23 protein-coding genes and 2 tRNA genes are annotated in these 24,314 nt (G+C 58.1%); 11 read left to right on the forward strand and 14 right to left on the reverse strand.

Annotated elements, in window-relative coordinates; translation table 11 throughout:
* The first annotated feature begins 2 nt into the window (after positions 1-2).
* The 3 genes from HK23_RS04545 to HK23_RS04555 all read left to right on the forward strand — a co-directional run bounded on the left by HK23_RS04545 (position 3) and on the right by HK23_RS04555 (position 4,333).
* A complete protein-coding gene (locus HK23_RS04545; RefSeq protein WP_086653052.1) occupies positions 3-1,286 on the forward strand; it encodes a sensor histidine kinase in 1,284 nt (427 codons plus the stop codon).
* Between the two features lie 105 nt (positions 1,287-1,391).
* Positions 1,392-2,414: a phosphate ABC transporter substrate-binding protein PstS gene (gene pstS, locus HK23_RS04550; protein WP_086653141.1), complete on the forward strand. Its 1,023-nt coding sequence runs from the start codon at positions 1,392-1,394 to the stop codon at positions 2,412-2,414.
* Between the two features lie 197 nt (positions 2,415-2,611).
* Complete coding sequence (locus tag HK23_RS04555) at positions 2,612-4,333, forward strand: porin (RefSeq protein ID WP_086653053.1); 1,722 nt, start codon at positions 2,612-2,614, stop codon at positions 4,331-4,333.
* 163 nt (positions 4,334-4,496) lie between these two features.
* Here HK23_RS04555 and fdhD read toward each other — a convergent pair whose 3' ends face one another.
* The 5 genes from fdhD to HK23_RS04580 form a co-directional block, all read right to left on the reverse strand.
* On the reverse strand, positions 4,497-5,288 hold the full coding sequence (fdhD, locus tag HK23_RS04560; RefSeq protein ID WP_256940075.1) for a formate dehydrogenase accessory sulfurtransferase FdhD: 792 nt from the start codon (positions 5,286-5,288) through the stop codon (positions 4,497-4,499).
* Complete coding sequence (gene mobA / locus HK23_RS04565; RefSeq protein WP_086653054.1) at positions 5,281-5,904, reverse strand: molybdenum cofactor guanylyltransferase; 624 nt, start codon at positions 5,902-5,904, stop codon at positions 5,281-5,283. The genes fdhD and mobA overlap by 8 nt, the downstream gene beginning before the upstream one ends.
* A 145-nt stretch (positions 5,905-6,049) precedes the next feature.
* A complete protein-coding gene (locus HK23_RS04570; protein WP_086653055.1) occupies positions 6,050-6,466 on the reverse strand; it encodes a glycine zipper family protein in 417 nt (138 codons plus the stop codon).
* Between the two features lie 137 nt (positions 6,467-6,603).
* A complete protein-coding gene (locus HK23_RS04575) occupies positions 6,604-7,932 on the reverse strand; it encodes a histidine-type phosphatase (RefSeq protein WP_086653056.1) in 1,329 nt (442 codons plus the stop codon).
* An 84-nt stretch (positions 7,933-8,016) separates the two neighbouring features.
* Positions 8,017-9,333, reverse strand: a complete 1,317-nt coding sequence (locus HK23_RS04580; RefSeq protein ID WP_062142055.1) for a hemolysin family protein — start codon at positions 9,331-9,333, stop codon at positions 8,017-8,019.
* A 203-nt stretch (positions 9,334-9,536) separates the two neighbouring features.
* On the opposite strand from HK23_RS04580, the gene acuI reads away from it, so the two are divergent.
* Positions 9,537-10,529, forward strand: coding sequence for an acrylyl-CoA reductase (NADPH) (gene acuI, locus HK23_RS04585; protein WP_086653057.1), 993 nt, complete (start codon positions 9,537-9,539; stop codon positions 10,527-10,529).
* A gap of 112 nt (positions 10,530-10,641) precedes the next feature.
* Here acuI and HK23_RS04590 read toward each other — a convergent pair whose 3' ends face one another.
* Positions 10,642-11,373: an SDR family NAD(P)-dependent oxidoreductase gene (locus tag HK23_RS04590; protein ID WP_063907640.1), complete on the reverse strand. Its 732-nt coding sequence runs from the start codon at positions 11,371-11,373 to the stop codon at positions 10,642-10,644.
* A gap of 41 nt (positions 11,374-11,414) precedes the next feature.
* A complete protein-coding gene (gene argC / locus HK23_RS04595) occupies positions 11,415-12,335 on the reverse strand; it encodes an N-acetyl-gamma-glutamyl-phosphate reductase (RefSeq protein ID WP_086653143.1) in 921 nt (306 codons plus the stop codon).
* Between the two features lie 244 nt (positions 12,336-12,579).
* On the opposite strand from argC, the gene mazG reads away from it, so the two are divergent.
* The gene (mazG, locus tag HK23_RS04600) at positions 12,580-13,479 is read left to right on the forward strand and encodes a nucleoside triphosphate pyrophosphohydrolase (RefSeq protein WP_086653058.1); all 900 of its coding nucleotides are present in this window, start codon (positions 12,580-12,582) and stop codon (positions 13,477-13,479) included.
* A 60-nt stretch (positions 13,480-13,539) separates the two neighbouring features.
* Here mazG and htpG read toward each other — a convergent pair whose 3' ends face one another.
* Entirely contained in the window at positions 13,540-15,435 is a 1,896-nt protein-coding gene (gene htpG / locus HK23_RS04605) for a molecular chaperone HtpG (protein ID WP_086653144.1), read from the reverse strand.
* A 138-nt stretch (positions 15,436-15,573) separates the two neighbouring features.
* Entirely contained in the window at positions 15,574-15,960 is a 387-nt protein-coding gene (locus HK23_RS04610) for a putative hemolysin (protein WP_256940076.1), read from the reverse strand.
* Between the two features lie 201 nt (positions 15,961-16,161).
* Between HK23_RS04610 and HK23_RS04615 the strand changes: the two genes are divergently transcribed.
* Positions 16,162-17,043, forward strand: a complete 882-nt coding sequence (locus HK23_RS04615) for a glycosyltransferase family 2 protein (RefSeq protein ID WP_218777688.1) — start codon at positions 16,162-16,164, stop codon at positions 17,041-17,043.
* A gap of 28 nt (positions 17,044-17,071) precedes the next feature.
* Here HK23_RS04615 and HK23_RS04620 read toward each other — a convergent pair whose 3' ends face one another.
* On the reverse strand, positions 17,072-17,995 hold the full coding sequence (locus HK23_RS04620; protein WP_086653060.1) for an N-formylglutamate amidohydrolase: 924 nt from the start codon (positions 17,993-17,995) through the stop codon (positions 17,072-17,074).
* Between the two features lie 66 nt (positions 17,996-18,061).
* Here HK23_RS04620 and HK23_RS04625 point away from each other — a divergent pair.
* A tRNA-Val gene (locus tag HK23_RS04625) sits at positions 18,062-18,136 on the forward strand.
* A gap of 133 nt (positions 18,137-18,269) precedes the next feature.
* Here the strand turns inward: HK23_RS04625 and HK23_RS04630 are convergent.
* The 4 genes from HK23_RS04630 to ruvX form a co-directional block, all read right to left on the reverse strand.
* Positions 18,270-18,737 carry a hypothetical protein gene (locus HK23_RS04630; protein WP_086653061.1) on the reverse strand — a complete coding sequence of 156 codons (468 nt, stop codon included), beginning with the start codon at positions 18,735-18,737 and terminating at the stop codon, positions 18,270-18,272.
* A gap of 184 nt (positions 18,738-18,921) precedes the next feature.
* Complete coding sequence (locus tag HK23_RS04635) at positions 18,922-19,125, reverse strand: hypothetical protein (RefSeq protein ID WP_086653062.1); 204 nt, start codon at positions 19,123-19,125, stop codon at positions 18,922-18,924.
* A 399-nt stretch (positions 19,126-19,524) separates the two neighbouring features.
* A complete protein-coding gene (locus tag HK23_RS04640; protein WP_218777689.1) occupies positions 19,525-20,007 on the reverse strand; it encodes a Synuclein family protein in 483 nt (160 codons plus the stop codon).
* Between the two features lie 243 nt (positions 20,008-20,250).
* A complete protein-coding gene (ruvX, locus tag HK23_RS04645) occupies positions 20,251-20,718 on the reverse strand; it encodes a Holliday junction resolvase RuvX (RefSeq protein ID WP_086653146.1) in 468 nt (155 codons plus the stop codon).
* Positions 20,719-20,793: 75 nt separating this feature from the next.
* Between ruvX and gatC the strand changes: the two genes are divergently transcribed.
* The 4 genes from gatC (at position 20,794) to HK23_RS04665 (ending at position 24,247) form a co-directional block, all read left to right on the forward strand.
* Positions 20,794-21,081 (forward strand): Asp-tRNA(Asn)/Glu-tRNA(Gln) amidotransferase subunit GatC, encoded by a 288-nt coding sequence (gatC, locus tag HK23_RS04650; protein WP_061490245.1) that lies wholly within the window; start codon positions 20,794-20,796, stop codon positions 21,079-21,081.
* Positions 21,081-22,565 (forward strand): Asp-tRNA(Asn)/Glu-tRNA(Gln) amidotransferase subunit GatA, encoded by a 1,485-nt coding sequence (gene gatA / locus HK23_RS04655; protein WP_086653063.1) that lies wholly within the window; start codon positions 21,081-21,083, stop codon positions 22,563-22,565. Before gatC ends, gatA begins: the two co-directional genes overlap by 1 nt.
* Positions 22,562-24,016: an Asp-tRNA(Asn)/Glu-tRNA(Gln) amidotransferase subunit GatB gene (gatB, locus tag HK23_RS04660; RefSeq protein WP_086653064.1), complete on the forward strand. Its 1,455-nt coding sequence runs from the start codon at positions 22,562-22,564 to the stop codon at positions 24,014-24,016. The genes gatA and gatB overlap by 4 nt, the downstream gene beginning before the upstream one ends.
* A 139-nt stretch (positions 24,017-24,155) precedes the next feature.
* Positions 24,156-24,247 (forward strand) — tRNA-Ser (locus HK23_RS04665).
* Positions 24,248-24,314: the final 67 nt, after the last annotated feature.

The raw sequence follows: 24,314 nt of genomic DNA on the forward strand, positions 1-24,314 counted from the left end.
TGATGATGCATGAGGCACTCGTTGCTGTTGCGGGCATCCTTGTGGGCAGCGGGCTGACAGCCAGCCTGCTTGCGGCCCGCCTGCGGCCCGAAAAAATAGAGATCCCGAGCTATCATCAGGAAGAAAGCCCGGCCTCTTCCAGAACAGCCGTGCCGGAAGGGGTGGAGCAGGTCATGGCCTGTCTGCCCGCCGCCACGATGGTGCTGGATGAGGAACGGCGGCTGCATTATGCCTCGCCGGAAGCATACCGGATTTTTGAAGATAATCTGGGGAGCATCAAACGCCACCCGGCCTTTCAGACAGCGCTGGACCGGCTGGTTGAAAAAGGCGTGGATGCACCAGTCTGCTCAGAAACAGCCCGTATTGTGCTGGATGTTCCCCATCACCGGGTGATCAGCGCCCGGTTCCAGCAGCATGTTCTCCCCGCCACATTATTCGCAGGGGCCAGAGGCCTGAGCGTCTCGTCTGACCGCTCCCAGCATGCGCTGGTGTTTGTCGCGCTCTGTGATGAAACAGAAGCGGACAATACCGAGCGCCAGCATACGGATTTTGTGGCCTATGCCAGTCACGAACTGCGCACACCGCTGGCCGCGCTGATGGGGTTTGTGGAAACACTGCAAGGCCCGGCGGCGGATGACCCGGAAGCCCAGCAGGAATTTCTTGGTATCATGGCCGCACAGGGGAAGCGGATGCAGCATCTGCTGGATGATCTGCTCTATCTGTCCCGTGTGCAGCGCGTGGAACATCAGCGGCCGCGTGGCTCTGTGACAATCAAGGACCTGTTTGGTCGCCTGAAGGCCGAGTCTCAGGCTCTGTTCCGCCTGAAAAAAGCAAAACTGACAATTGAGCCTGTGCCCGACCCCGCCTTATGCGTGGCGGCGGATACCAGTCAGCTTGTGCAGGTTCTCATCAACCTGATCGAAAACGCTTTTAAATACGGCACTTTGCCGGATGCAGCGGGGGCTCCATCCTTGCAGGTTACGGTGTCCTGCACGCCTGCGCCGCCCGATTCTCGCTGGCCCGCCGTGCCGGGGGTGGTGCTGAGCGTTGCGGATAACGGGCCGGGGATTGCCGCGCGCCATCTGCCCCGCCTGACGGAGCATTTCTATCGCGTGCCCAAAACTGCGGCCACGGTGCAGGGCAGCGGGCTGGGGCTGGCCATTGTCCAGCATGTCGTCACCCGGCACGGGGGGCGTTTTGTGGTGGAAAGCACGGTGGGGCAGGGCACAACCTGTAAAATCTGGCTGCCGTGTGCGGCTGCAACGGCTGTCATAAAACCTTCATAAAACAGTCTTCAACATGTCATCCGCGGAAAGCGCCAAACCCGTTAAGGGTTGTCCCCGACGTGGCGAGTTACGTCGTTATTTATGATGTCCAGGGATAAAACCGAAATGCGTCTTTCCTTCAGGCCTGCTCTGTGTCTGCTTGCTGCAACGTGCTTGACCGCTGCACTGCCGAGCGCCTCCCGGGCCGAAAGCGTCACTGGCGCGGGTTCCAGCTTTGCCGCTCCGATTTACGAAGCCTGGAGTGAAACCGCCAAGACAGCCGCAGGCGTCACGGTAAACTATCAGAGTGTTGGCTCCAGCGCCGGGCAGAATCAGGTTCTGGCAGGAACGGTTGATTTCGGGGCATCCGATGCACCGATGGATGCGAAAAAGATTGAATCTGCCGGTCTTTTTCAGTTCCCGACCGTGATGGGCGGCATTGTTCCCGTCATTAACATTCCGGGCATGAAAGCTGACACGCTGCGCCTGAGCGGTGCGGTGCTGGCTGGTATTTATTCCGGTGAAATCACGGAATGGAATGACCCGAAAATCGCTGCTCTGAACCCGGGTGTGACCCTGCCGGACATGCCTGTGGCCCCCGTGCACCGCGCAGACGGTTCCGGCACCACGTTTGTCTTCACGTCTTATCTGTCCGGGTCTTCTGCCTCCTGGCATGATTCTCTGGGTGCAAGCACGTCCATCTCCTGGCCCGGTGGTCTGGGTGCCCGCGGGAATGATGGCGTTGCAGCAACTGTGCAGAATACGGAAGGCGCTATTGGCTATGTTGAATATGCCTATGCCAGCCGCAACCATCTGACGACTGTTAAGCTGCACAACCGTGCGGGTGAAGATGTTGCCGCAAACCAGGCCAGCTTTGCGCATGCCGCAGAAGCAGCCGACTGGCAGCACGCTTCTCACTTTGCGGTGAATCTGCTGGACACGCAGGGTAAAGGCGCATGGCCGATCGTTTCTGCCACATACGTGCTGACCCCGGTTGCCCCGAAAAATGCTGCACGCGGTGAAGCCGTGCATAAGTTCTTCAGCTGGGCGTTTGAAAACGGTGATGCCACTGCGCAGAAGCTGGACTATGTGGCTCTGCCGCAGTCTGTGAAAACCAGCATTCTGTCTGCATGGAAAATTGCAAAATAAGAAACTCTATTATTCTATAAATACCTTTGAGAATACTTTTTGAGAATTCCTTCTTAAAAAAGTCTTTTTATAAGCAAGGCGGGCTGAGTCATTCAGTCCGCCTTTTCTGTCATATAACTGTAACGAAAGCATCACGAAACCATCACGCACAAAAGGCGTTGGGCGGGATATTCAGCGTTCATCTTCTCTCCTCTGGAATGGCAATGATGCGCTGTAAACCGGTTATTTCATCTCTCGCGTTTGCTTCTTTTCTGATGGGTGGCGCGGCACCTGTCGCAATGGCATCATCTGCTGAAGACGCACAGATCCGTGCTCTCCGCCTTGAAATGGCGCAGATGCGCAAAGAGATGATGGGGCAGATCACCACGCTTAAAAGCCGGCTGGCCAAGACCGAAACTGTTTCGCGCAGGCAGGACCGCATGAGCACCGCATCAGCTCATGGCGGTCGCGCCACCAGCCATCATGAGATTGCCTCCGGCCCGGTAGATCCGAGCGTGCAGTTTAATGAACCGCCAGCCTCCGCGACGCGCATCCATCTGGCCAACGCAGGCACCCCGACATCGGACCGTGGCGATGTCATGTCCTGGAAATCTTTCCGCGCTGCCACAAAGAGTGATGAGAACGTGCATGTCGGCGGCATGATCGTCGGCTTCCCGAAGGGCCGCTTTACGGTGGCGTCTGAAGATGGCGCTTATGGCCTGTCCATCGGTCTGGCCTTCCATGAGGATTTCGGTGGCTTCTTCAACTCCGGGCCGCGTGCGGGTGAAGGACGTGGCGCCTTCAACAGCTTTACCACCAACATGCGCCGCCTGCGTATTCCGTTCACCTTCCGCTATAAAAACTGGGTTGCTGCCGTCACACCTGACTTTGGCGCAAACCATAACGATGGTTACGTTGGCCTGTATGAAGGCAACCTGAACTACACCGGTCTGCATAACACCATCCTGACGGTTGGTTACTTCCAGCCGCGTGTGACGGAAGAAGATTCCGAAAGCTCCAACGACTTCTTTACGCTCGAACGTCCGAGCATCACCGACATGGTGCGTAACATCGCTGCGGGTGATGCTCGCTTCAGTGTTGGTGGTCTGCATTATGAAAAACGCTGGTGGATTGCAGGTTACTTCACAGGTCAGGAGTGGGGTCATCGCAACGCCTCTGATATGAGTAGCACCTATTACGGCGGCGGCAGCGGCACGACCATGGACAGCCAGACGGGTGCGACGCTGCGTGTTGCTGGTCGTCCGGTTGCTACGAAAGACTGGGATGTCCACATGGGCGCATCCGGTATTTCCGCATTCCGTCTGGCGTGTAACTCTACATCAGCCACGTCCTGCTCTCGCTCGACGTCTTTTGGTCAGCGTCCTGAGTTCGATATTGGGGAAGCCAATCTGGCAGCAACCGGTGGCATCAGCAACGCGGCACAGGTCTGGGCAGCTGGTCCGGAACTGGGTGTCCGCTGGAAACGCCTGATTGTGAAGGGTGAATACTATCACGTTGGCGTCCAGCGCGATGCGCCGGGCCTGAAGTCTGCTGGCTTCCAGGGCTGGTATGGGTCCGCAGCCTATACGCTGTTCGGCAATCCGCGTCTGTATAATGAAAAAGAAGGGGCCTTTGGTGCGCCGGGCGTTCCGGAAGCTGAAGAATTTGATCCCGCCCGTAACCACTGGGGTGCGCTGGAAGTTGTCGGCCATTACAGCGTGATTGATCTGAACAGCCGCCTGAACGACGCGAACGCCAAGAACGTGATCCGCGGCGGCCAGCAGACGGTGTGGACGGGTGGTCTGAACTGGTATCCGAACCGCCACTTCCGCCTCATGCTCGATTACAGCCACTTCATCGTGTCTCGTAGCGAGCAGGCCACCAACATTTATGGCCGCACGGGTAACTCCGTTGCCGCCCGTATTCAGGCAGGCTTCTAAGCTCCGTCCCAACATCATTCTGAAGGAGGTCTGAGCGGCCTCTTTTCAGAAAGTTTGCTTTGATATGATGAAAAAACCCCTTCCAGATTAGTCTGAAAGGGGTTTTTCATGGTGCGCCATCCTGTGTGGAGCAGGATAAAACAGAGTGTCTGGTTAAAGATTTTTAGCCAACAGCCCCTGTAAACAGATGCTGGGAAGACCGCCGTGCCAGTGCCACAATGGTCAGGCCTGCCTCCTGCGCCAGACGCAAGGCGCGCGTGGTGGGGGCGGAAATGGCGACCAGTGTGGAGAAACCTGCCAGAATGGCTTTTTGCACCATCTCGAATGAACACCGGCTGGTAATCAGGCAAAATCCCTCTGCAAAACAGACGTTTTGACGAAGACCGGCACCAATCAATTTATCCAGCGCGTTATGGCGGCCCACATCTTCACGTATCATGTGGATCCTGCCATCTGCGCCACACCATGCCGCGCCATGCACCATATGCACCTGCGCGTTCAGAGTTTGATGGTCCGCCAGCGTTTTTACAGCCTGCCGTATGGCGGCCAGCGGCACCGGGGGCATAGCCGGTACAGCGGGCAGGGCGGTGTGGAGACTTTTCAGATCTTCACTGCCACACACACCACAGCCTGTCCGGCCTGTCATGGCGCGACGGGACTGAAGCAGACGGCGAAAGTCCTCCCCCGCGATATCCAGTGAGAGGGTAACGCCATCGTCCCCCAGTTCCGTCCGAACACTGCGGATGGATGCTGCATTAGATACAAGGCGTTCCGTAATGGAAAACCCATAAGCATAATCTTCAAGATCCTGAAGCGTACCCATCATCACAGCATAAGGCACGCTGTTATAGACAAAGCTGATGGGGGTTTCCTCAGCAATGGCCAGTGTGGTGGTCTCTGCATCTTCATCCGTAAAACGCTCGACAGGCCAGCGGGTCATGACAAAATCAGACATGGGTCAGGCCTCCACCGGCCACCTTGCGGGCATAAGCGTAGTCATCGGGTGTGTTGATATTGAAAAACAGATCAGGCGTGCGCGCAGGAAAGACAACATCGTGCACACCCAGCGTTGCGGCAAAACAGCGAATGCGCAGCTTGTCTTTATGGTCGGGCTGGCTAAGCCAGTCTTCCAGCGCCGCACGACACGTGGTGGGCCAGCTGGCAACCAGATGATGCTGCCGGTTATCCGACACCGCGACAGCCGGGGCTGGTAATAACTGCTGTGGCAGATCCACCGGGATAAAAGGGGTATCTCCCGGCACGGTGATCAGAACTGAGCAATTCTGGCTTTCCGCCCAGCGTAACCCTTCCAGAATACCAGCCAGAGGCCCTTTATCCGCGAGCGTATCGGGCAGAACCGGCAGGTTCCATGCCGCAAAGCGGGAAGCATCCCCATTGGCGCTAATAGCAAGTGCTGCGCAATGGGGGCGGAGTGCTGCCAGCACATTATCCAGAACCGTCCCGGTTTCGGAAAGAGGGAGAAGGGGTTTGTCACACCCGCCCATGCGGGAGCCGGTACCACCTGCCAGAACAAGGGCGGCAATACGGGGGAGAGAAGGAGAGGCGCTCATGCAGCGGAGCATCGACCTGTTGCCGGGGTGTGGCAAGAGCTTTTACGTCACTGCCGGGGCAGGAAAACCCGTGCTTTGCATAAAAAAAGTGGCCCGCCGAAGCGAACCACCTGAACGCACACAGTAAGGAGAATGTCGGCCGTTTTTAGCGGGGCAGGACGTTCTTGTAAGCCACCATGCACTGCACATAGGCATTGTTATACTGGGTCTGAATGTCACCGTTCCGGTTGTTGGAATAAGCACCACCGCCCAGCGCGCCACCCAACGCGCCAGCCCCGGCGCCAATACCGGCACCAGCACCGCCGCCAGCTGCGGCACCCAGACCAGCGCCCAGCGCTGTGGCAGCCAGACCGCCATAAAGAGCTTTACGATTCTGGCTACCAGCCTGCCCCTGCACAGCGGCAGTGGCCTGAGACCGGCAGAAATTCTGTTCCTGCTGGAAGGTGGCATAATCCTTACCCGGGCCAGGCAGAACCATGGCGGTCGGGCCCATTGGTGTTTCTGCGCAGGCTGCCAGCAGAAGCGCCGGGAGAAGGAAGAGAGACGCTTTTTTGAAGCTCATGACAAACACTCTTGTTAGAAATGGGATACTCGTTAAGCGCCCAATTCTGGCATTTTTTGGAACGGGCGAAAATCTTTTAATTCACAGACCGCGTGAGGGAGGCTTTTGACGGCTTTTCTGGCGGCTTCTTCAAGAAATCATAGATCCTGTTCTTTGAGCTTATTCAGGCTGAGGGTCAGGTCCTCCACAGTGCAGGCCGCCTGTGCTGGGGCGGGGCAGAACCGGCTGTGGAGCAACTGGGGCGCGCCTTGCCCGATCTGGCGGCTCATGGGCTGCGTCTGCCGTAGCTGCTCCAGAGACTGGTGGAACACCCGGAAGCACACGTCCTTTTGCCCATCAGGCCGCCGCCAGAGTTCAAAGGCCAGCGTGGTGTCTGGTGCGGTGCGATCCGGCTGGTCAGCAAAGGCCCAGTCCAGCCCGAAGAGCGTGGCCAGCATGTCCAGCGTTGTGTCATGCCCGGCAAACAGGATCAGCCGGGCAGACGGCGGGAGTGTGGAGCCATCCGGGAGCGCGACAGTCTGCTCTGCCAGCGCGACGAGGAGTGTTTCAGCCAGAACATGCCCACGTGGAACGGCGAGGGCAGGTAGGCGTCTCAATCTGTCACTCTGTAAAGCATGGGCGGGCAGCACGACCTCCAGAAGCTGGCGTGTTCTGGCGGCATTGTTGTCCGGTGCAGTTCGTGCGTCGTCAAAAACCGTGGAAGGCAAACCTTGCACATATTCCAGCAGCAGGTTTTCCGCAGTCGAGGCGCTCAGGTTCAGGCCGCCTTCCGCATGCGGCAGACCTTTTTTCCAGGACAGAACAGTCGGGGCAGAAAAGCAGGGGCCTTTCTGCTGCTGGCATCCAGTGGGCGCAAACACGGCTTGCAGGGCAGAGGCAGCCTGTGCTCCGGGCCTGCCCGGTGCGGTGTCTTCTTGAAAAGCGCGCGTGAGGGACCGCATGACGCGCTGCTGGTCACGATGCTCCCGCCCGGCGGCCAGTGCATTAAATAGCGGATCATGCCGGCCGGCAGGTAAACTCTGTGCCGTGCTGGTGCAGCCTTGCGTCAGGGCATGGGTGAGAATGTCGCCGCTCTGGCGTGTACGGGTGTCCGCAGAATCTGCCCAGACAAAAACTGCTCTGGCCGAGGCACAGGGTGCCGAGGCCTGCGGCAGGAGGGGCGCATACCAGCTTTGGAGAAATTGCCCCATAAGGGCCAGATCTGCCCGGCCATGGTCCGTCAGTTCCCCCGGCGGCACAGGCCAGGCCGACCATGTGCGGCCTGTCTTTTTTTCCAGTGTGGCGAGCGGTTTGGTCGGGCTGCGGATGCCATGCCGGGAGACCAGCAGGACTTTTTCCAGAACAGCGCCAGAGGCAGCCGGGGCCGGAACTGGTCGGGCCGTTTCAGCACGAACACCTAAAGGCGCGGCGAGACCCGCAAAGCAGCAGGAAAGAAACATACAGGAGAGAAAGCGGATACGAAACATGCGCCTGCATAGCACAGGCGGTCTGCTTCGGGAGAATGCAGGCATGGCCTCCGCTCTTACAGGGGCACAAGCCTGCGGGACGAGTCAGGTCAGGCGGGTGACCAGCAACTGGTTGATGCGGAAGCCTTCCACGTCCACGACTTCAAACCGGAATCCGCCGGCATCCACGCGGTCGGCCTTGCGGGCCATGCGGCGCAGGCGGTGCATGACAAAGCCGCCAATGGTGTCAAACTGAGCACTGTCAGGCAGTTCGATGATATGCAGTTCCCGCATCACGTCGCCAATCGGGGCGGCGCCATCAATCAGCCAGGAATTTTCATCGCGCCGGACAATAGCCTGCTCTTCAAACGGATTAGCCAGACCATCCATGAGCGCGCCCATGATGTCCTTGAAGGTAATCAACCCGACGACCAGCCCGTATTCATTCACAATCAGGGCAAAGCCCACACCGTGGGTATCAAACTGGGCCAGTGTGTCCCACAGGTTGAGCGTTTCCGGCACGGAGAGCACATCCCGCCGCATGCGGAAAATCGGGTTGCCACGCAGGGCCGGACCCTCCGGAATGCTGGCCGGGTCCACAACCGAGGCCAGAACGTCTTCCGCACGGATGGAGCCAATCACCTTATCCAGCCCGCCATCACACAGCGGGTAACGGGAATACGGTTTGGCTCGGACCTTCTCGTGATTGTTCTCCGCATTGTCCTGCACGTCCAGATACACAATCTCGTCCCGCGGGGTCATGGCGGAGGTCACCGAGCGGTCCTGCAGGCCCAGTACGTTCTGGATCATCTGGTGTTCCTGCTCCAGCAGCACGCCAGAGGCGGTGCCGGCGGCCAGAATGGCCCGCAGGTCTTCCGGGGTGACCGGCTCCACGGCGGAGGCTGCCGGGATTTTCATGGCGCGCAGAACGGCGTCAGACACCTTGGAAAAAATCCACACAAACGGATACAACACCCGCAGGGCCAGCTTGGGAAACCAGCCAATGGAGAGTGCCACTTTGTCCGGCGCGTTCATGGCCACACGTTTGGGCAACAGGTCGGCAAACAGCACGAACAGGCCGGTGACCATAATGAAGCTGATGGCCGAGCCGGTTTTTTCCGCCAGTCCGTCCGGCAGCCCCCAGTAGCGCAGCAGGTCTCCGCAGGGCGGGGACAGCATTTCTGAACTGACAATACCGCCCAGAATCCCAACCCCGTTCAGGCAGATCTGGAGAACGGTAATGACCTGACCACTGTTGCGCCGCAGCGCCAGAAAAGCCTGTGCCCGTTTATCGCCCGCTTCTGCCCGGGACCGAAGCCGCACATCACGGGCGGCGGCAAAGGAAATCTCGGAGAGAGAAATCAGGATGCTGACCGCAATCAGCAGAAAGAGGGCGAGAAAACCGGTAAGAAAAAGAATCAAGACACGCTCGGAGTTCAATAAGAAATAGCTTATTGGACAAGGTTATATCTGCTGCCTTTTTAAAATCCTAATTTATTTTCCCAAACTTGGCCGAGCAGCTCCGGGCCGGCCCGCGTCTTTGTGATCAGCGATTTCTCAAAAATGGCGTAGGGGGATGATCTCCGGCGCAAGAGGGGCGTTGGGAGTGCTGAAGGAGACAGTCGATGTTCCGAGCCTTGCTGATCGAAAAAAACGCCGATGGAGATCAGGTCGTCCATGAGCATTCTCTGGCAGAGGACCAACTGCCGGAGGGCGATGTCACGGTGCGGGTGGAGTGGTCCAGCCTGAATTACAAGGATGCGCTGGCTATAACCGGCAAGGGGCCGATTGTCCGCTCCTACCCGATGGTGCCGGGTATTGATTTTGCCGGGACGATTGAGGCGTCTTCTCACCCCGGTCTGTTTGTAGGCCAGCACGTCGTGCTGAATGGCTGGGGAGCAGGGGAAAGCCATTGGGGCGGTCTGGCGGAACGGGCACGGGTGCCGGGAGACTGGCTGGTCCCTCTGCCCTCTGCGCTGAGTGCGCGTCAGGCCATGGCGCTGGGAACAGCCGGTTATACGGCCATGTTGTGCGTACGCGCCCTGATCCGGGAGGGTGTCACGCCCAAAAGTGGGCCGATTGTGGTGACGGGGGCTTCCGGTGGCGTGGGCAGTGTTGCCCTGATGCTGCTGAACCGGTTGGGCTATCAGGTGACAGCCATTACCGGCCACCCCGAAGAAGAGCCCGCTTTGCGGGAACTGGGAGCTACGGACATTCTGCCGCGACAGGCTTTGTTACGCCTGACCCGCCCGCTGGAAAAAGCCCAATGGGCCGGGGCTGTGGATGTTGCCGGGGGCGCTGTGCTGGCCGCCTTGTGTGCATCCATGCAGTATCAGGGGGTGGTGACGGCTTGCGGTCTTGCTGCCGGGATGGACTTCCCTGCAACGGTTGCGCCGTTCATTCTGCGCGGCGTCACACTCGTTGGGATTGATAGCGTCCACTGCCCCAAAGAGGAGCGCCTTGCAGCCTGGCAGCAACTGGCGCAGCTGATTGATCCGGAAAAACTGAACGGCATTATTACGGAAATTTCGCTTTCCGAGGTCAAAAAAGCGGCTTCTGATTTGCTGGACGGAGAGATCCGGGGTCGCATTCTGGTCCGGCTGGCAGGGTCCCGGTAAGACTGCCTGAGGCGTCTTGTTAATTCACGCGCGTGATGAACAAACGAAAGATACTAAAAAACCGGAAAAAACGATGTTTTTCCGGTTTTTAAAGGAGTGTCAGATCAGGAAATCAGGCTTCCAGACCACCATCCACAGGCAGAGCCGCCCCGGTGATGTAACCAGCCTTCGGGCTGGCAAGGAAGGACACCATGTTGGCAATGTCGTGCACTGTGCCGTATTTGCCCGTTGCCACAAAGCTGCTGATCAGTTTTGCCACATCCCCGGTGGCGGGGTTCATGTCCGTATCAATGGGGCCGGGTTCCACCACATTCACGGTAATGCCTTTGGGGCCGAGATCCCGCGCAACCCCTTGTGCAAAACCACGCAGAGCAGCCTTGGTGGCAGCATAGAGTGAAATACCGGGGAAGGGCGCGCGTGCCCCAAAAGCGGAGCCGATGAAAATCAGGCGGCCGCCTTCCTTCATGTGCTTCACGGCTTCCATGGTTTCCACCATCACGGCGCGTACATTCAGGTTCAGCACATGCTCAATCTGAGCCACGCTCATTTCGCTAATGGGCCCATAGGGATAGGTGCCAGCGTTGCAGACCAGTGTATCAATGCGGCCAAATTCTTTAACCGTTGCGGCAATGCCAGCCTGATTGCCTTCAACCGTCGTGCCATCAGCCTGAATGCTCAGAGCTTTACGGCCCAGTGCCCGCACTTTGGCGGCGGCGGCTTCTGCTGCGTCTGCATTGCGGGCGTAGGTCAGAGCAATATCAAAGCCATCTTTGGCCAGTGTTTCCGCAATGGCGGCCCCAATGCCGCGGCTGCCGCCAGTTACCAGTGCTACGCGTTGTGTCATGCTTAGAAAGTCCTGTTAAAAGCGATTGATTAAGGAAAGGCTCAGGCCTGTGGCAGCCCGAGCATCAGGGCAATATTTTGTAAGGCGGCCCCGGATGCGCCTTTGCCGAGGTTATCCAGCCGTGCTGTCAGCACAGCCTGTCGGGAATGCGGGTTGCCATGCACACGCAGTTCCATAGTGTCACGGCCAGCCAGTGCTTCCGCAGACAGTTTGGGTTCTGCGGACAGAACATGCACCCGGTCCTGCCCGGCATAGCGGCCAGCCAGTGCGGTGTGCAGGTCATCCCCCGTTACGCCGCCGTTCAGGTCATCCAGATGCAGCGGGATGGAGACAATCATGCCCTGCGCAAAATGCCCGACGGACGGCACAAAAACCGGGCGACGGGTCAGCCCGGCATGCAAATGGATTTCCGGCACATGCTTATGTTCCAGTCCAAGCCCATAGAGCTCAAAGGCCGGACCACCGTCGCGCGTATGCGCCTCAATCATGGCGCGGCCTCCGCCCGAATACCCGCTGACAGCATTGATGCAGACAGGATAATGCGGCTCCATAATGCCCGCATCAATCAGCGGGCGCAGCAGGGCAATGGCTCCTGTGGGGTAGCAGCCGGGGTTTGAAACGCGGGGTGCGCCCTGAATGGCCTCACTCTGCGCCGGTGAGAGTTCCGGAAAACCATAGACCCAGCCGGGTGCTGTGCGGAACGCCGTGCTGGCGTCCAGAATGCGTGGGGCGTTCTGGCCGAGCGTTTCCGCCATAGCCACAGCCTCGCGCGCGGCATCGTCCGGCAGGCACAGCACAGCCAGATCTGCTGCGGCCATGGCGTCCTTACGGGCTGTCGGGTCCTTCCGGTGGGCCGGGTCAACTGAATGGATGCTTACGGGCAGGGCAGACAGGCGGTCCCGAATACCCAGACCGGTGGTTCCGGCTTCCCCATCGATAAAAATAACGGGCTGCTGTGTCATGCCTTCATACTCCACCCGGATAACGGGAGGCTCCCTGTCTTCGCCCGGCACCCGGTTCTGTGGCGCGTGGGCTGTTCGGTCTCTCTGCTTCCGCATATACGGGGTAAGTCCCTTGTGGCGGAAGGGGGATGCGCGAAAAACACCATACCGGTGCAGGGCTGACATGCGGGGAAGCTGCATAGAGCATAGCTCTGCGGACCGGCTGAGGGAAAACACAAAGGATTGAAAGGGAACACGGGATCTTATGGTTGCAAAACATACAGCCACTGCGGCACCCACGCTGGCCGAAACAGCCGGGCAGACAGATGCGGCCCGTGAACTGACGCGCCTTGTCGCGCTGATGGCCCGCCTGCGTGATCCAGAGCATGGCTGCCCATGGGACCGGGAGCAGACGCACGAGACTATTGCGCCCTATGCGATTGAAGAAGCCTATGAGGTTCTGGACGCCATCCAGAAGCAGGACTGGCAGGCCTTCCCTGATGAGCTGGGCGATTTGCTGTTGCAGGTTGTGTATCAGGCCCGTCTGGCGGAAGAGGAAGGGCATTTTGATTTTGCGACCGTCGCCCGTCTGATTACGGAAAAAATGATCCGCCGCCACCCGCATGTTACGTTCGGGCCGGATGTGCTGGGCACACAGGGGGATGCCGTTGCTCCCGCTTCCGGACAGACAACCTCCGCGGCCATGCCGGGGCAGTGGGAACAGTTGAAAGAAAAGGAACGCCAGAAGCTGACCGTGCCGGGCCAGAAATCCAGTGCGCTGGCGGGCATTCCGCCTGCTTTGCCCGCATTGCTTCGGGCTTCCAAAATTGCGTCTCGTGCGGCCCGTGTCGGGTTCGACTGGCCGGATGTGCAGGGCGTTGTGGCCAAAGTGCATGAGGAAATGGAAGAATTTGCCGTAGAAATGCAGGCAAATGACCGTGCCAAAATGCAGGATGAACTGGGAGACGTGTTCTTCTCGCTCGCCAGTCTGGCCCGGCGGCTGGATCTGGACCCGGAAGCCTGTCTGCGGCAGGCCTGTGATAAGTTTACCCGGCGCTTTCAGGCGGTTGAAGCCTGTCTGGCGGAAGAGGGCCGCTCCATGCAGGACGAGCCCGTTGCGTATCTGGACGAGGTCTGGAACCGCGTGAAAAAGCGTGATGGCTAACCCCAGCCTCTAAAGCATAAAAAAAACCGGCTCCCTCTCTTGAAGGAGCCGGTTTTCTGATCAGTCTTTGGCAGGTTCTGCCGTGCTGTTGGTTTCAACACCGCCAGCCAGATAGTCCATTAGCCTGCGGGAAAAGGCGTTAACATCCTTAGGTGTTTCACCATTCTGGATGCTGGCGACGTCCAGCAGAATGTGAGCCAGCGCATCAACCGGCTTCCCGGCTTTTACGAGGCCCGCCAGATGGTGGACAATCGGATGCGCGGGGTTGAGTTCCAGCACGGGGGTGACGGACGGCAAGTTCTGGCCGCTCCGCTGCATCAGCTTTTGCAGTTGCAGATCCGGGCCGCCTTCCGGCGCGGTCAGCACCATGGCGCTGTTCACCAGACGGTCTGTGGCGCGGATGTCGGACACTGTGTCACCCAGAGCTGTTTTCAGCGCGGGCACCAGCGTGTCCATATCGGCTTTTTCAGCGTCGCTTTCTGCCGGAGCACCAAATTTCTCAAGGTCCGTCTGACCCTGTGCGACATTGCGCAGCGCTTTGCCTTCATACGTGCCCAGACGTTCCGGCCAGAAGGAATCAACTGCGTCAGACAGCAGCAGGACTTCCACTCCACGGGCCTTGAAACCCTCAATCTGCGGAGAAGCTGCCAGTGTTTCCGCGTTGTCGCCCGTCAGATAGTAAATGGCGTCCTGTTCAGGCTTCATGCGGCTGATGTAAGCGTCCAGAGAGGTCAGGCCGTCTACCGCGCTGGAGCGGAACCGGCTGAGTGCCGCCACTTCCGTGCGGTGTGCCGGATCATCCCACATGCCTTCCTTCAGCACGGGGCCGAAGTTTTCCCAGAAGCCGGCATAGGCTTCTTCGTCCTTGGCGCGGGTTTTCAGTTCACCCATCACCTTGCCAGTTACGGCCTTGCGGATACGGGCCAGAACCGGGGTGGCCTGAAGCATTTCACGCGAGACGTTAAGCGGCAGATCTTCCGTATCCACCACACCCTGCACAAAGCGCAGCCATGAGGGCAGGATCTCGGCTTCGTCCGTGATGAACATGCGGCGGACATGCAGGCGCACCCGGCTCTCACGCGTCTGCTCGGCAAATTCAAATGGACGGCTGCCCGGAATGAACAGAAGGGCCGAGAATTCAATCGTCCCTTCTGCGCGCCAGTGCAGCGTGTCCCACGGTGTATCGAAATTGTGGGTGAGGTGACGATAGAACTCGTTCAGCTGGTCGTCCGTAATTTCGCTACGCGGCTTGCGCCACAGGGCTGTGCCCTCGTTGGCGGCTTCTTCCTTGCCATCCTTGATGATGGTGACAGGCCAGGCAATGTGGTCAGACCATTTGCGGATAATGGCTTCCAGACGCCAGCTATCAAGGAACTCGTCAGCATCTTCCTTGATGTGCAGGGTAATATCAGTCCCGGCTTTCTCGCGCGTGGCGGGTTCCAGCGTGTAGGAGCCCTTGCCGTCAGACGTCCAGCGCCAGGCTTCACCCGAGCCAGCGCGGCGGGAGACGACATCCACCTTATCGGCAACCATGAACGCGGCATAAAAGCCCACGCCAAACTGGCCGATCAGGTTCGGGCGGTCTTCCGGTTTTGCATCTTCAAGCTTCTGGCCAAAGGCACGGGTGCCGGACTTGGCAATGGTGCCCAGATTGGACACCAGCTCTTCCTTGCTCATGCCAGCGCCATCATCGCTGATGGTCAGCAGGCGGGCATCTTTTTCCGGGTTGATGCGGATCTTGGCATCTTCCGGCAGGGCGCGTGCGCCATCGGTCAGCGCCTCAAAGCGACGGCGGTCCGTGGCGTCGGCCGCGTTGGCTACCAGCTCGCGCAGAAAAATTTCCCGCTCGGAGTAGAGCGAATGCACCACAAGATCGAGCAGCCGCCCGACTTCCGCGCTAAATTCCCGTGTTTCGCTGCCCTGTGCGGGCGTGGCGCCCGTGGCTGTTTCAGTCATCTCATTCCCCGCATTCATGCGTGACACTGCATCATGAGCGCAGCAGCCTTTGCCCTCAGGCCAAACGCTGCCACCTCCTGCATCATTTAAGACATGAGATGAACGGGAGAATTTTTCAATATCTCCCGGAGCAGAACATTATCGGTTTTGCAGCGTTTCCGCTTTGCACTGGCCAGTGCGGAAGAAGGACCATTCCTCACAACTGGTGCCGTCCGGCATGTGGCAGACGCCATATTGTCCGCCAGAGGATCCGGTGCGGATTTCCAGTTTGCCGCCTGCGTTTACACAGTGGACAGAGGCAGGGTTGGCCATGCCAATCAGCTTGCTCCGCTGCGGGGAGCTTGCGGAGGGCGTCTCTGTGGTGGCTGCTGGCGTGCTGCCTGGGGGAGTAAGGCCGTGGGGAAGTGCTGTGCTGGCCGGAGCAGGCTGGCATGCGGCCAGACCCAGCAGGGCAAGACTCAGGGCTGCCATGCCAGAGGATTTTTTATGAAAAGGCATGTGCGGTGTGAACAATGATCCGGTCATAGGCCTGTCGTCTCCTGCAAGAGAATGTTGGGTCACGCCATGCACGATGAGCAGGCGAGAGGGATGCAAACACCCCAGTCTTTCTGGTCGCCAAAAGTCACCAGAAGGACCCGTTTGTGAGGTTGGGGTATCATTGGGCAAAGGTACACTCGAGGCAATATGATACATTGCCCGTCAAACCCAGAAGGGAAGGATACGATGATGACGGGATGGACACGATTACGGGCCACCGGGGAACGCCTCTTCAGGCGACTGTTCGGTCTTAAGGCGCGTGATACCCGTCAGCCGCTGGCCGTGTTTACGATGGTCTATAATGAAGATCGCATGTTGCCGTTGTGGGCGAATTATTATCGCAGGCAGGCCGGAGCCGGAAATCTTTTTGTGCTGGATCACGGAAGCGACAGCCTGCCGGATTTGCCGGGATGTCAGATTGTTCCCATCCCACGGGAAGAACTGGACGAAGTTGATCGCTGTGCGCAGATTGAAGCGTTCCAGAAGAAACTTCTGGAATCGTATCACTACGTTCTGTTCACCGATTGTGATGAATTTCTGGTTGCTGACCCTGCGCGCTACCGGTCGCTGGGTGACTATGTTGCCCGCGCTCAGCATACCGCCATCCGGTGTGTAGGGGTGGATGTCATCGATTACGCGCTCGACCTGCCGCCTGTGCAATGGGACAAACCGGTGCTGGCTCAGCGCCCTTACGGAGCGGTGCGGTCCTGGTCCTGTAAGACATTGCTTGCCTCTGTGCCGCTGACGTGGACGGCAGGGTTCCATGAGTGCGAAGAACCCGCCACGCTGGACACAGCGTTATGGATGTTCCACCTGAAATATGCTGATCAGACTCACCTTCTCCAGCGCCTCGGTGTCACGCGGTCTTTGCAATGGAGTGCCCGCGCCCGCACTTTGAAGCATGGGGTGTCTCATCGGGTGCCTGACCGGAGTATGATCAATTTTCTAAGAAAATTTCAGGCAACACGTTCAGAAACTTCTCTGGCCGACCTTGATCTGGCCAGCCTTGTGGAGGCCGGTGGGGAAAGTGACCTGCACAGAATCCCGGATCGCTTTCTGAAGGCGTTTTAAACACCGCCTGTCTGGAAAGGATTAGGGATTACGGGGCGCCCCGCGTGCGTAGTGTTGCTATCATCCCCTCTGTGAGCCGAGAAATGGTCTGTTTAAGGATGGAAAAATCACCGTTTTTTTCGCGTGTTTTTTCATCCATGTACAGGCTGCGACGCATTTCGATCTGAAGGGCATGTAGTCCTTCACGCGGGCGGCCATAATGCTGCGTAATATAACCCCCTGCATAGGGCGTATTGCGGGACGTTTTAAAACCCAGATCCTGCAAAATCACTTCCGCTGTGTTAGCCAGAGCAGAGGCGCAACTTGCGCCATGGACGTCACCCAGAACAAAATCCGGATTTCCGGCCTCTGGCGCGTCCGGCATGGAGTGCAGATCCAGCAGCAGGGCCGTGCCATGTTGCGCGTGGGTCTCGCGCAGGGCGGCTGCCAGAGCGGCATGATACGGCATCCAGTAATCCCGGATTCGGAGCGCCGCCTCCATAAACGGCATGCGCGTCCGATAAATCTGCCGGTTATCCGCGACAATGCGCGGGACTGACCCCAGACCGGCAAGCCCCCGATGCGTGGCGCGTACAAAGGCGGGAATCGGTGTGTTGAACATGCGCGGGTCCAGATCCCATGCCGCCCGATTTACGTCACAGAAGACGCGCGGGAAAGTCGCGTGGACCAGCATCGGCCCCAGCGTGTGCGCCTCAGCGGCCAGTTCTTCCACATAGCTGTCTTCCCCACTGCGCAGAATGGCAAGAGGCTGGCGACTCTCCTGCACAAAGGCCTCCGGGTAAAAGCGCCCGGAATGGGGGGAGGCCAGCACGACGGGGGTTAAAGGCTGGCCCGACACCCGCACGGGGGAGGGCGCCTGCACGCGGTCTGCTCCCTCTGGAACGCTGGCTGGCACGCCCGGCAAAACACGGGCCAGACCCCGGTGAATCAGGCTATGCGTAATATTTTTCATCGGACCATCATTGAGGGCTTGCACTTTGAACGCAAGCGCGATAGAACGCGGCCCACGGTCAAAGATGGGCGCATAGCTCAGCGGTAGAGCACTACCTTGACATGGTAGGGGTCACAGGTTCAATCCCTGTTGCGCCCACCATCTTTGACCGGTGATTTTCCATTACATTTGGCGAATTTTCTGAAGAAATTTTCAGGAAGAGAAGCACGCGTGTGTGGCTCATCGGCAGAATTGCATCTGGACTGGTTAAAAGCTGGGGACGCATTCCAGCGCGTTAGTCCGTTAGATTTTCCTGCTTCTTTTCACGTTCTGCTGTGACACTCAGTCTCTGATAAATGCCAAGAGCGAGCACAATGCCGGTAGCGACAAGCAGCAGGGATGCCGGGTAGAGAATGGTGACCGGATTTTCCTTGTTGGTTTCAAAAATTCCCACCAGCCCTTCCACAAAAACCGCAATAATGATGGAAGTGATGAATTTTGTCAGACTGGTGCGGGCTTCCCCCAGCGTCTGTTTGCCGCGAGAGAGAATAACTTCTTCTTCCATGAAATATTTGGCAACGTCAAAGACGGCCATGGAAATCACGACATAGCTAATGGCATGCACCACTGCCTTCTGGCCGTCCTGCCAGGAGTGCAGAAGGGTTTGTACCAGTCCTGACATACCAAAGGCAGCCAGAAGCACTGCCAGAACCATCAGCATGATACTGCCAATTGCAAATGTGATGCGGGATAAATGGTGCATCTGAAACTTCTCCTCTCTCAGACTGCGTCCAGTCCACGCATGTTCGCATAGAGACGTCTGGAGAGGTCTTTCGTTCCCCACATGGGGGAGTAGCGGACAGATAAAGCTGTCGTCACGCAGGGTATGCTGCGGGAGTTTGGAAATTCTTTAAACCTGACTGCCCAACTCTACCGCACCCGGTGCGTTAGCCTCCGGTATGGCTGGCCAGAGCAAGAGTCGGGGAGGCAGAGCAGTTCTTGCTCTTCTGCGCGTCCCGACGTGCCTGAAGGGGTGTGTAATCCGGTTGTTCCCAGATGTAGAGCAAGGTTTTACGGAGTGTTTCATGCACGGCTTCACGCCATTTTTCATTGGAGGGCGTTGTGCCGACGGGAGTCAGAGAGCGTTTCATAGCAAATGTCTTCTGCCGTTTGTGAGCGGAACTGACGGCGTTCTAGCACCCTTCAACCGGACAAGATGTGACGTTTCCATGAAATGTAGGGAAAACGTTTTGTGACTATTTGGAGAATGGCCGTCATACTGGAGCCATTATTGTTAATTATTTTGTGATATCACAGTATTGGGAGGCTATCATGACAGCATTTTGGGCGTACTGGCTGGCTTTGAAAGCTATTGTCCGCAAAATGCGCGCGTCAGCCCGGGCACGGGTGGCGCAGCGGCGTGGGGCTCGTCGCGCCTGTTCATAGGGAGCCGCTCGTTTATTGTGCTGCATACAAAAAAAGCCCTGCCTCCAAAAGAGGACAGGGCTTTTTTGTAAAGCGCAGGGGCCAAAACCCCTGACACCAAGCGCTTATTTGCTGTCGCCAGAGAAGGTGTTGCTGATATCTTTGCCAGCCTTGTCACCCCAGTTGCCAATGGCTTTACCGGTCCGCTTGCCCCAGTTTTTGGTGGATTTAGCGGCGTCAGAAGTGCCTTCTTTTGTCTTGTCCCAGACCTTTTCGGTTCCGTTCTTGGTTTTATCCCAGGCGTTGTTGGTGCCCTCTTTGGTCTTATCCCACGCCTTTTCGGACCCGTTTTTGGTTTTATCCCAAGCGTTGTTGGTGCCCTCTTTGGTCTTGTCCCAAGCTTTTTCGGACCCGTTCTTGGTTTTATCCCAGGCGTTATTGGTGCCTTCTTTTGTCTTGTCCCAGGTTTTTTCGGTTCCGTTCTTGGTTTTATCCCAGGCGTTATTGGTGCCCTCTTTGGTCTTGTTCCAGGCTTTTTCGGATCCGTTCTTGGTTTTATCCCACGCCGTATCTGTGGCCTGACGCGTGTTGTTCCACGCGCGATTCACCGGGTCCTGATCTTCAGCATGAGCTGCGGGCAGGCTGAGCGTGAAGGCAGCAGCCCCCAGCATTGTGGTCAGGGCGATCCGGAATGTCGCAAACGTCATTAAAATGGCCTCCATACGTCTTTTGCTACGTTACAAATGTCTTGCCGTGGCTTTATGGCAAATGTGAGATCGGCCCGTGCCGGGGGCATGGCGCGACCTCATTGTCTGTTCCGGGGCCATAACGCATTGAAGCGTTAGAAGGTTTCAAGTGCGTGGCAGGCAATCCAGAGCTGCTTGCAGAATATAGGCGGCGGCCAGTTGATCCACGACTTCATTGCGTTTGCTGCGGGAAAGGTCGGCTTCCTGAATCAGCATGCGATTAACGGCGGAGGAGGAAAGCCGTTCATCCCACAGGCAGACGGGCAGGCCGGTCTGGTCGGAGAGGGCAGAGGCCCAGTCCTTGCTGGCCTGTGCCGCTGGGCCAAAGGAGCCGTCCAGTGAGAGGGGGATGCCCACCACCATTCCGCCAATGCCGTGCTTTGCCGCCAGCGCACGGATATGCTCCGCCATGGCCCCCAGCTTGCCGCGTTTGACGGTCTCCAGCGGGGTCGCCACCATGCGTGAGACATCGGACAGCGCCAGCCCCACCTGTTTGCGGCCGGGGTCAATGCCCAGCAGGCGCGCTTCACGGGCCAGAGTGGCGGCGAGGTCGGTAAGGTTGAACAGAGCCATGTCTGCACGGTATGTTGCCTTGCGCCCGATTATGCTAGGGCTTTTTTCCTCCATAGCTGAAGAGAGTCTGCTTTCATGTCGCTCGACCTCGCGACCACCCGACGTATTGCAAAACTGGCCCGCATCGGCCTTGAAGATGCGGAGCTTGAAACCGTCCGCCAGAAGCTGGATGGCATCCTGGGCTGGGTTGATCAGCTCTCTGAGGTGGATGTTGAGGGCGTGCCCCCCATGGTGGGCACCGAGACAGAGGCCCTGCGCCAGCGTGACGATGTGGTGACGGACGGCAACTGCCGGGACGCCATCCTCTCCTGCGCGCCGGAAAAATCCGGCCCCTTCTATACAGTACCCAAGGTTGTTGAATAATGCTGACCGGACTGACGCTCACCGAAGCGCGTGCTGGGCTTGAAGCCCGTAAATTTTCTGCCCGTGAGCTTGCTCAGGCGCATCTGGACGCCATTGGCCGCCTGAATACGCAGCTGAACGCCTATATTACGGTTCTGCCCGAGCAGGATGTGCTGGCCGCTGCTGATGCCGCCGATGCCCGCTATACCAAGGGTGAAGCCCGCCTGATGGACGGTCTGCCGGTTGGCGTGAAGGATCTGTTCTGCACAAAGGGTGTAAAAACCACCGCGGCGAGCAAAATGCTGGCCAATTTTGTGCCGCCTTATGAAAGCAGCGTAACGGCTCGCCTGCTGGACGCCGGTTCGGTCTTTCTGGGCAAAACCAACCTCGATGAATTTGCCATGGGGTCCGCCAACATCACCTCCGCGTTCGGCTCTGTGCTGAACCCGTGGAGACGTCAGGGTGATGATGCGGCTCTAGTGCCCGGTGGTTCTTCCGGTGGCTCTGCGGCTGCTGTGGCGGCTGGTCTGGCACTGGCCGCAACCGGCACGGATACGGGTGGGTCCATTCGTCAGCCTGCCGCATTCTGCGGGATCGTCGGGCTGAAGCCGACCTACGGCCGATGCAGCCGCTGGGGCACAATTGCCTTCGCAAGCTCTCTGGATCAGGCAGGCCCCATGACGCGCAGCGTGGCAGATGCCGGGCTGATGCTGGAAGCCATGGCTGGCTTTGATGAAAAAGACAGCACCAGCTCCAACCGCCCGGTGCCGGCATTTTCCAAGGCTGTTGGCAAGAGCGTGAAGGGACTACGGGTTGGTATTCCGGCAGAATATCGCGCGCCTGGCATGCCGGAAGAAATTGCCAAAATGTGGGAGCAGGGCATTGCCTGGCTGCGTGAGGCCGGGTGTGAAGTGGTCGATGTCTCTTTGCCGCACACCAAATATGGTCTGGCGACTTACTATATTATTGCTCCGGCAGAATGCTCCTCCAACCTCGCGCGGTACGACGGCATTCGCTTTGGTGAGCGTAAGGATGCGGCCACGCTGGATGGTGTTTATGAACGCACTCGTGCGGAAGGCTTCGGCCCGGAAGTACGTAACCGTATCCTGATGGGCACCTATGTGCTGTCCGCCGGGTATTACGATGCCTATTACCTGAAAGCCCAGAAAGTCCGCACGCTCATCAAGCGTGACTTTGTGCAGGCGTTTGAACAGGTCGATGTGCTGCTGACCCCCACCGCACCGAGTGCCGCCTTTGCGCAGGGTGAGAATATGGATGACCCCGTGCAGATGTATCTGAACGACATCTTCACCGTGCCTGCCAGCATGGCCGGGGTTCCGGCTTTGTCCGTGCCGGTGGGGCTGGATTCCAAAGGTCTGCCGCTTGGATTGCAGATTATTGGCCGACATTTTGATGAAGAAACCGTGCTGTCCGTTGGCGGCGCGCTGGAAGCGGCTGCGGGCTTTGCCCACAAGCCCACCCTGCATGCGGAGGCAGGCGTATGAGCTACGTGATTGAAGGCAAAACCGGCAGTTGGGAAATTGTGGTGGGGCTGGAAGTCCACGCCCAGATTGTCAGCAAATCCAAACTGTTCTCCGGGGCGTCTACCACATTCGGGGCTGAGCCAAACTCTCAGGTCAGTCTGGTTGATGCCGCATTCCCCGGCATGTTGCCGGTGATCAACAAAGAATGTGTGGCGCAGGCCGTGCGGACCGGGCTGGGGCTAAACGCCCGCATCTATCTGGAAAGCCGGTTTGACCGGAAAAACTACTTCTATGCGGATCTTCCGCAGGGCTACCAGATCAGCCAGTTTGCCCACCCGATTGTGGGTGAAGGCACGATTGACATTGAGTTGTCCAACGGTGAAATCCGGAAAATCGGCATTACGCGGCTGCATATGGAGCAGGATGCGGGCAAGCTGATTCACGATCAGGATCCCACCAAGTCCATGGTGGACCTCAACCGGTCTGGCGTGGCGCTGATGGAAATTGTGAGCGAGCCGGACATCCGGGAACCGGAAGAAGCCGGGGCCTATCTGCGCAAGCTGCGCCAGATCCTGCGCTATCTGGGCACCTGTGACGGCAACATGGAAGAAGGCTCCATGCGTGCGGACGTGAACGTGTCCGTTCGTAAAGCTGGGGAGCCGTTCCGTACGCGCTGCGAGATCAAGAACGTTAACTCCATCCGGTTCGTCATGCAGGCGATTGAGGTGGAAGCCGCCCGTCAGGTTGAAATCTGGGAAAGCGGTGGCGAGGTTGATCAGGAAACGCGCCTGTTTGACCCTGCCCGTGGTGAAACCCGTACCATGCGCTCCAAAGAGGACGCGCATGATTACCGCTACTTCCCGGACCCGGACCTGCTGCCGCTCGTTATTGAGCAGGCATGGGTGGACGAACTGAAGGCCGCTCTGCCGGAACTGCCGGACGCCAAGCGTGCCCGCTTCCAGTCTGAATATGGCATTCCGTTCTATGATGCCGGCGTTCTGGTGGCCGAGCAGTCTGTGGCGGATTTCTATGAAACCGTGGCCAAAGGGCGTGACGGCAAGCTGGCTGTTTCCTGGGTAACGGGGGACCTGTTCGCGGCCCTGAACCGCACCGGCAAGACCATTGAAACCAGCCCTGTCAGCGCAGACGCACTGGGCAAGATGCTGGACCTGATTGCAGATGGCACCATCAACGGCAAGATTGCCAAAGAGGTGTTTGAAGACATGGTGGAAACGGGTGAAGGCCCGGAAGCCATTGTGGAGAAAAAAGGTCTGCGTCAGGTGACCGATACCGGTGTGATTGATGCCGCCATCGAGTCCGTCATGACCAAACATGCAGACAAAGTGGCCGAATATCGCTCCGGTAAGGACAAGCTGTTCGGATTCTTTGTCGGGCAGGTGATGAAGGAAACCAAGGGGAAAGCAAACCCCGCGCTGGTGAACGGAGCACTTAAGTCCAAACTGGACGCTTAAGGCTCCCCGGTCTGGCGCATAAAATTTTGCAGAGCGTTAAAATAACCTGCAAATAAGTCTTTTAGGGGGTTTGACGGAACGCTCAGAACCCCCTAAAAGCATCCCTGCAAACGTCGTGTAAACTTCATACTCTTCTTGCGGAGGGGTGGCCGAGAGGCTGAAGGCGACGGTTTGCTAAATCGTTATACGGGTTAAACTGTATCGTGGGTTCGAATCCCATCCCCTCCGCCACATAAATCCCTGATTTCTCTGGTTTATTTTCAAAATAATCTAACGGTTATTGTGGGGTATCTCCCCA

Source organism: Acetobacter malorum (assembly GCF_002153605.1).
GTDB classification, from domain to species: domain Bacteria; phylum Pseudomonadota; class Alphaproteobacteria; order Acetobacterales; family Acetobacteraceae; genus Acetobacter; species Acetobacter malorum_A.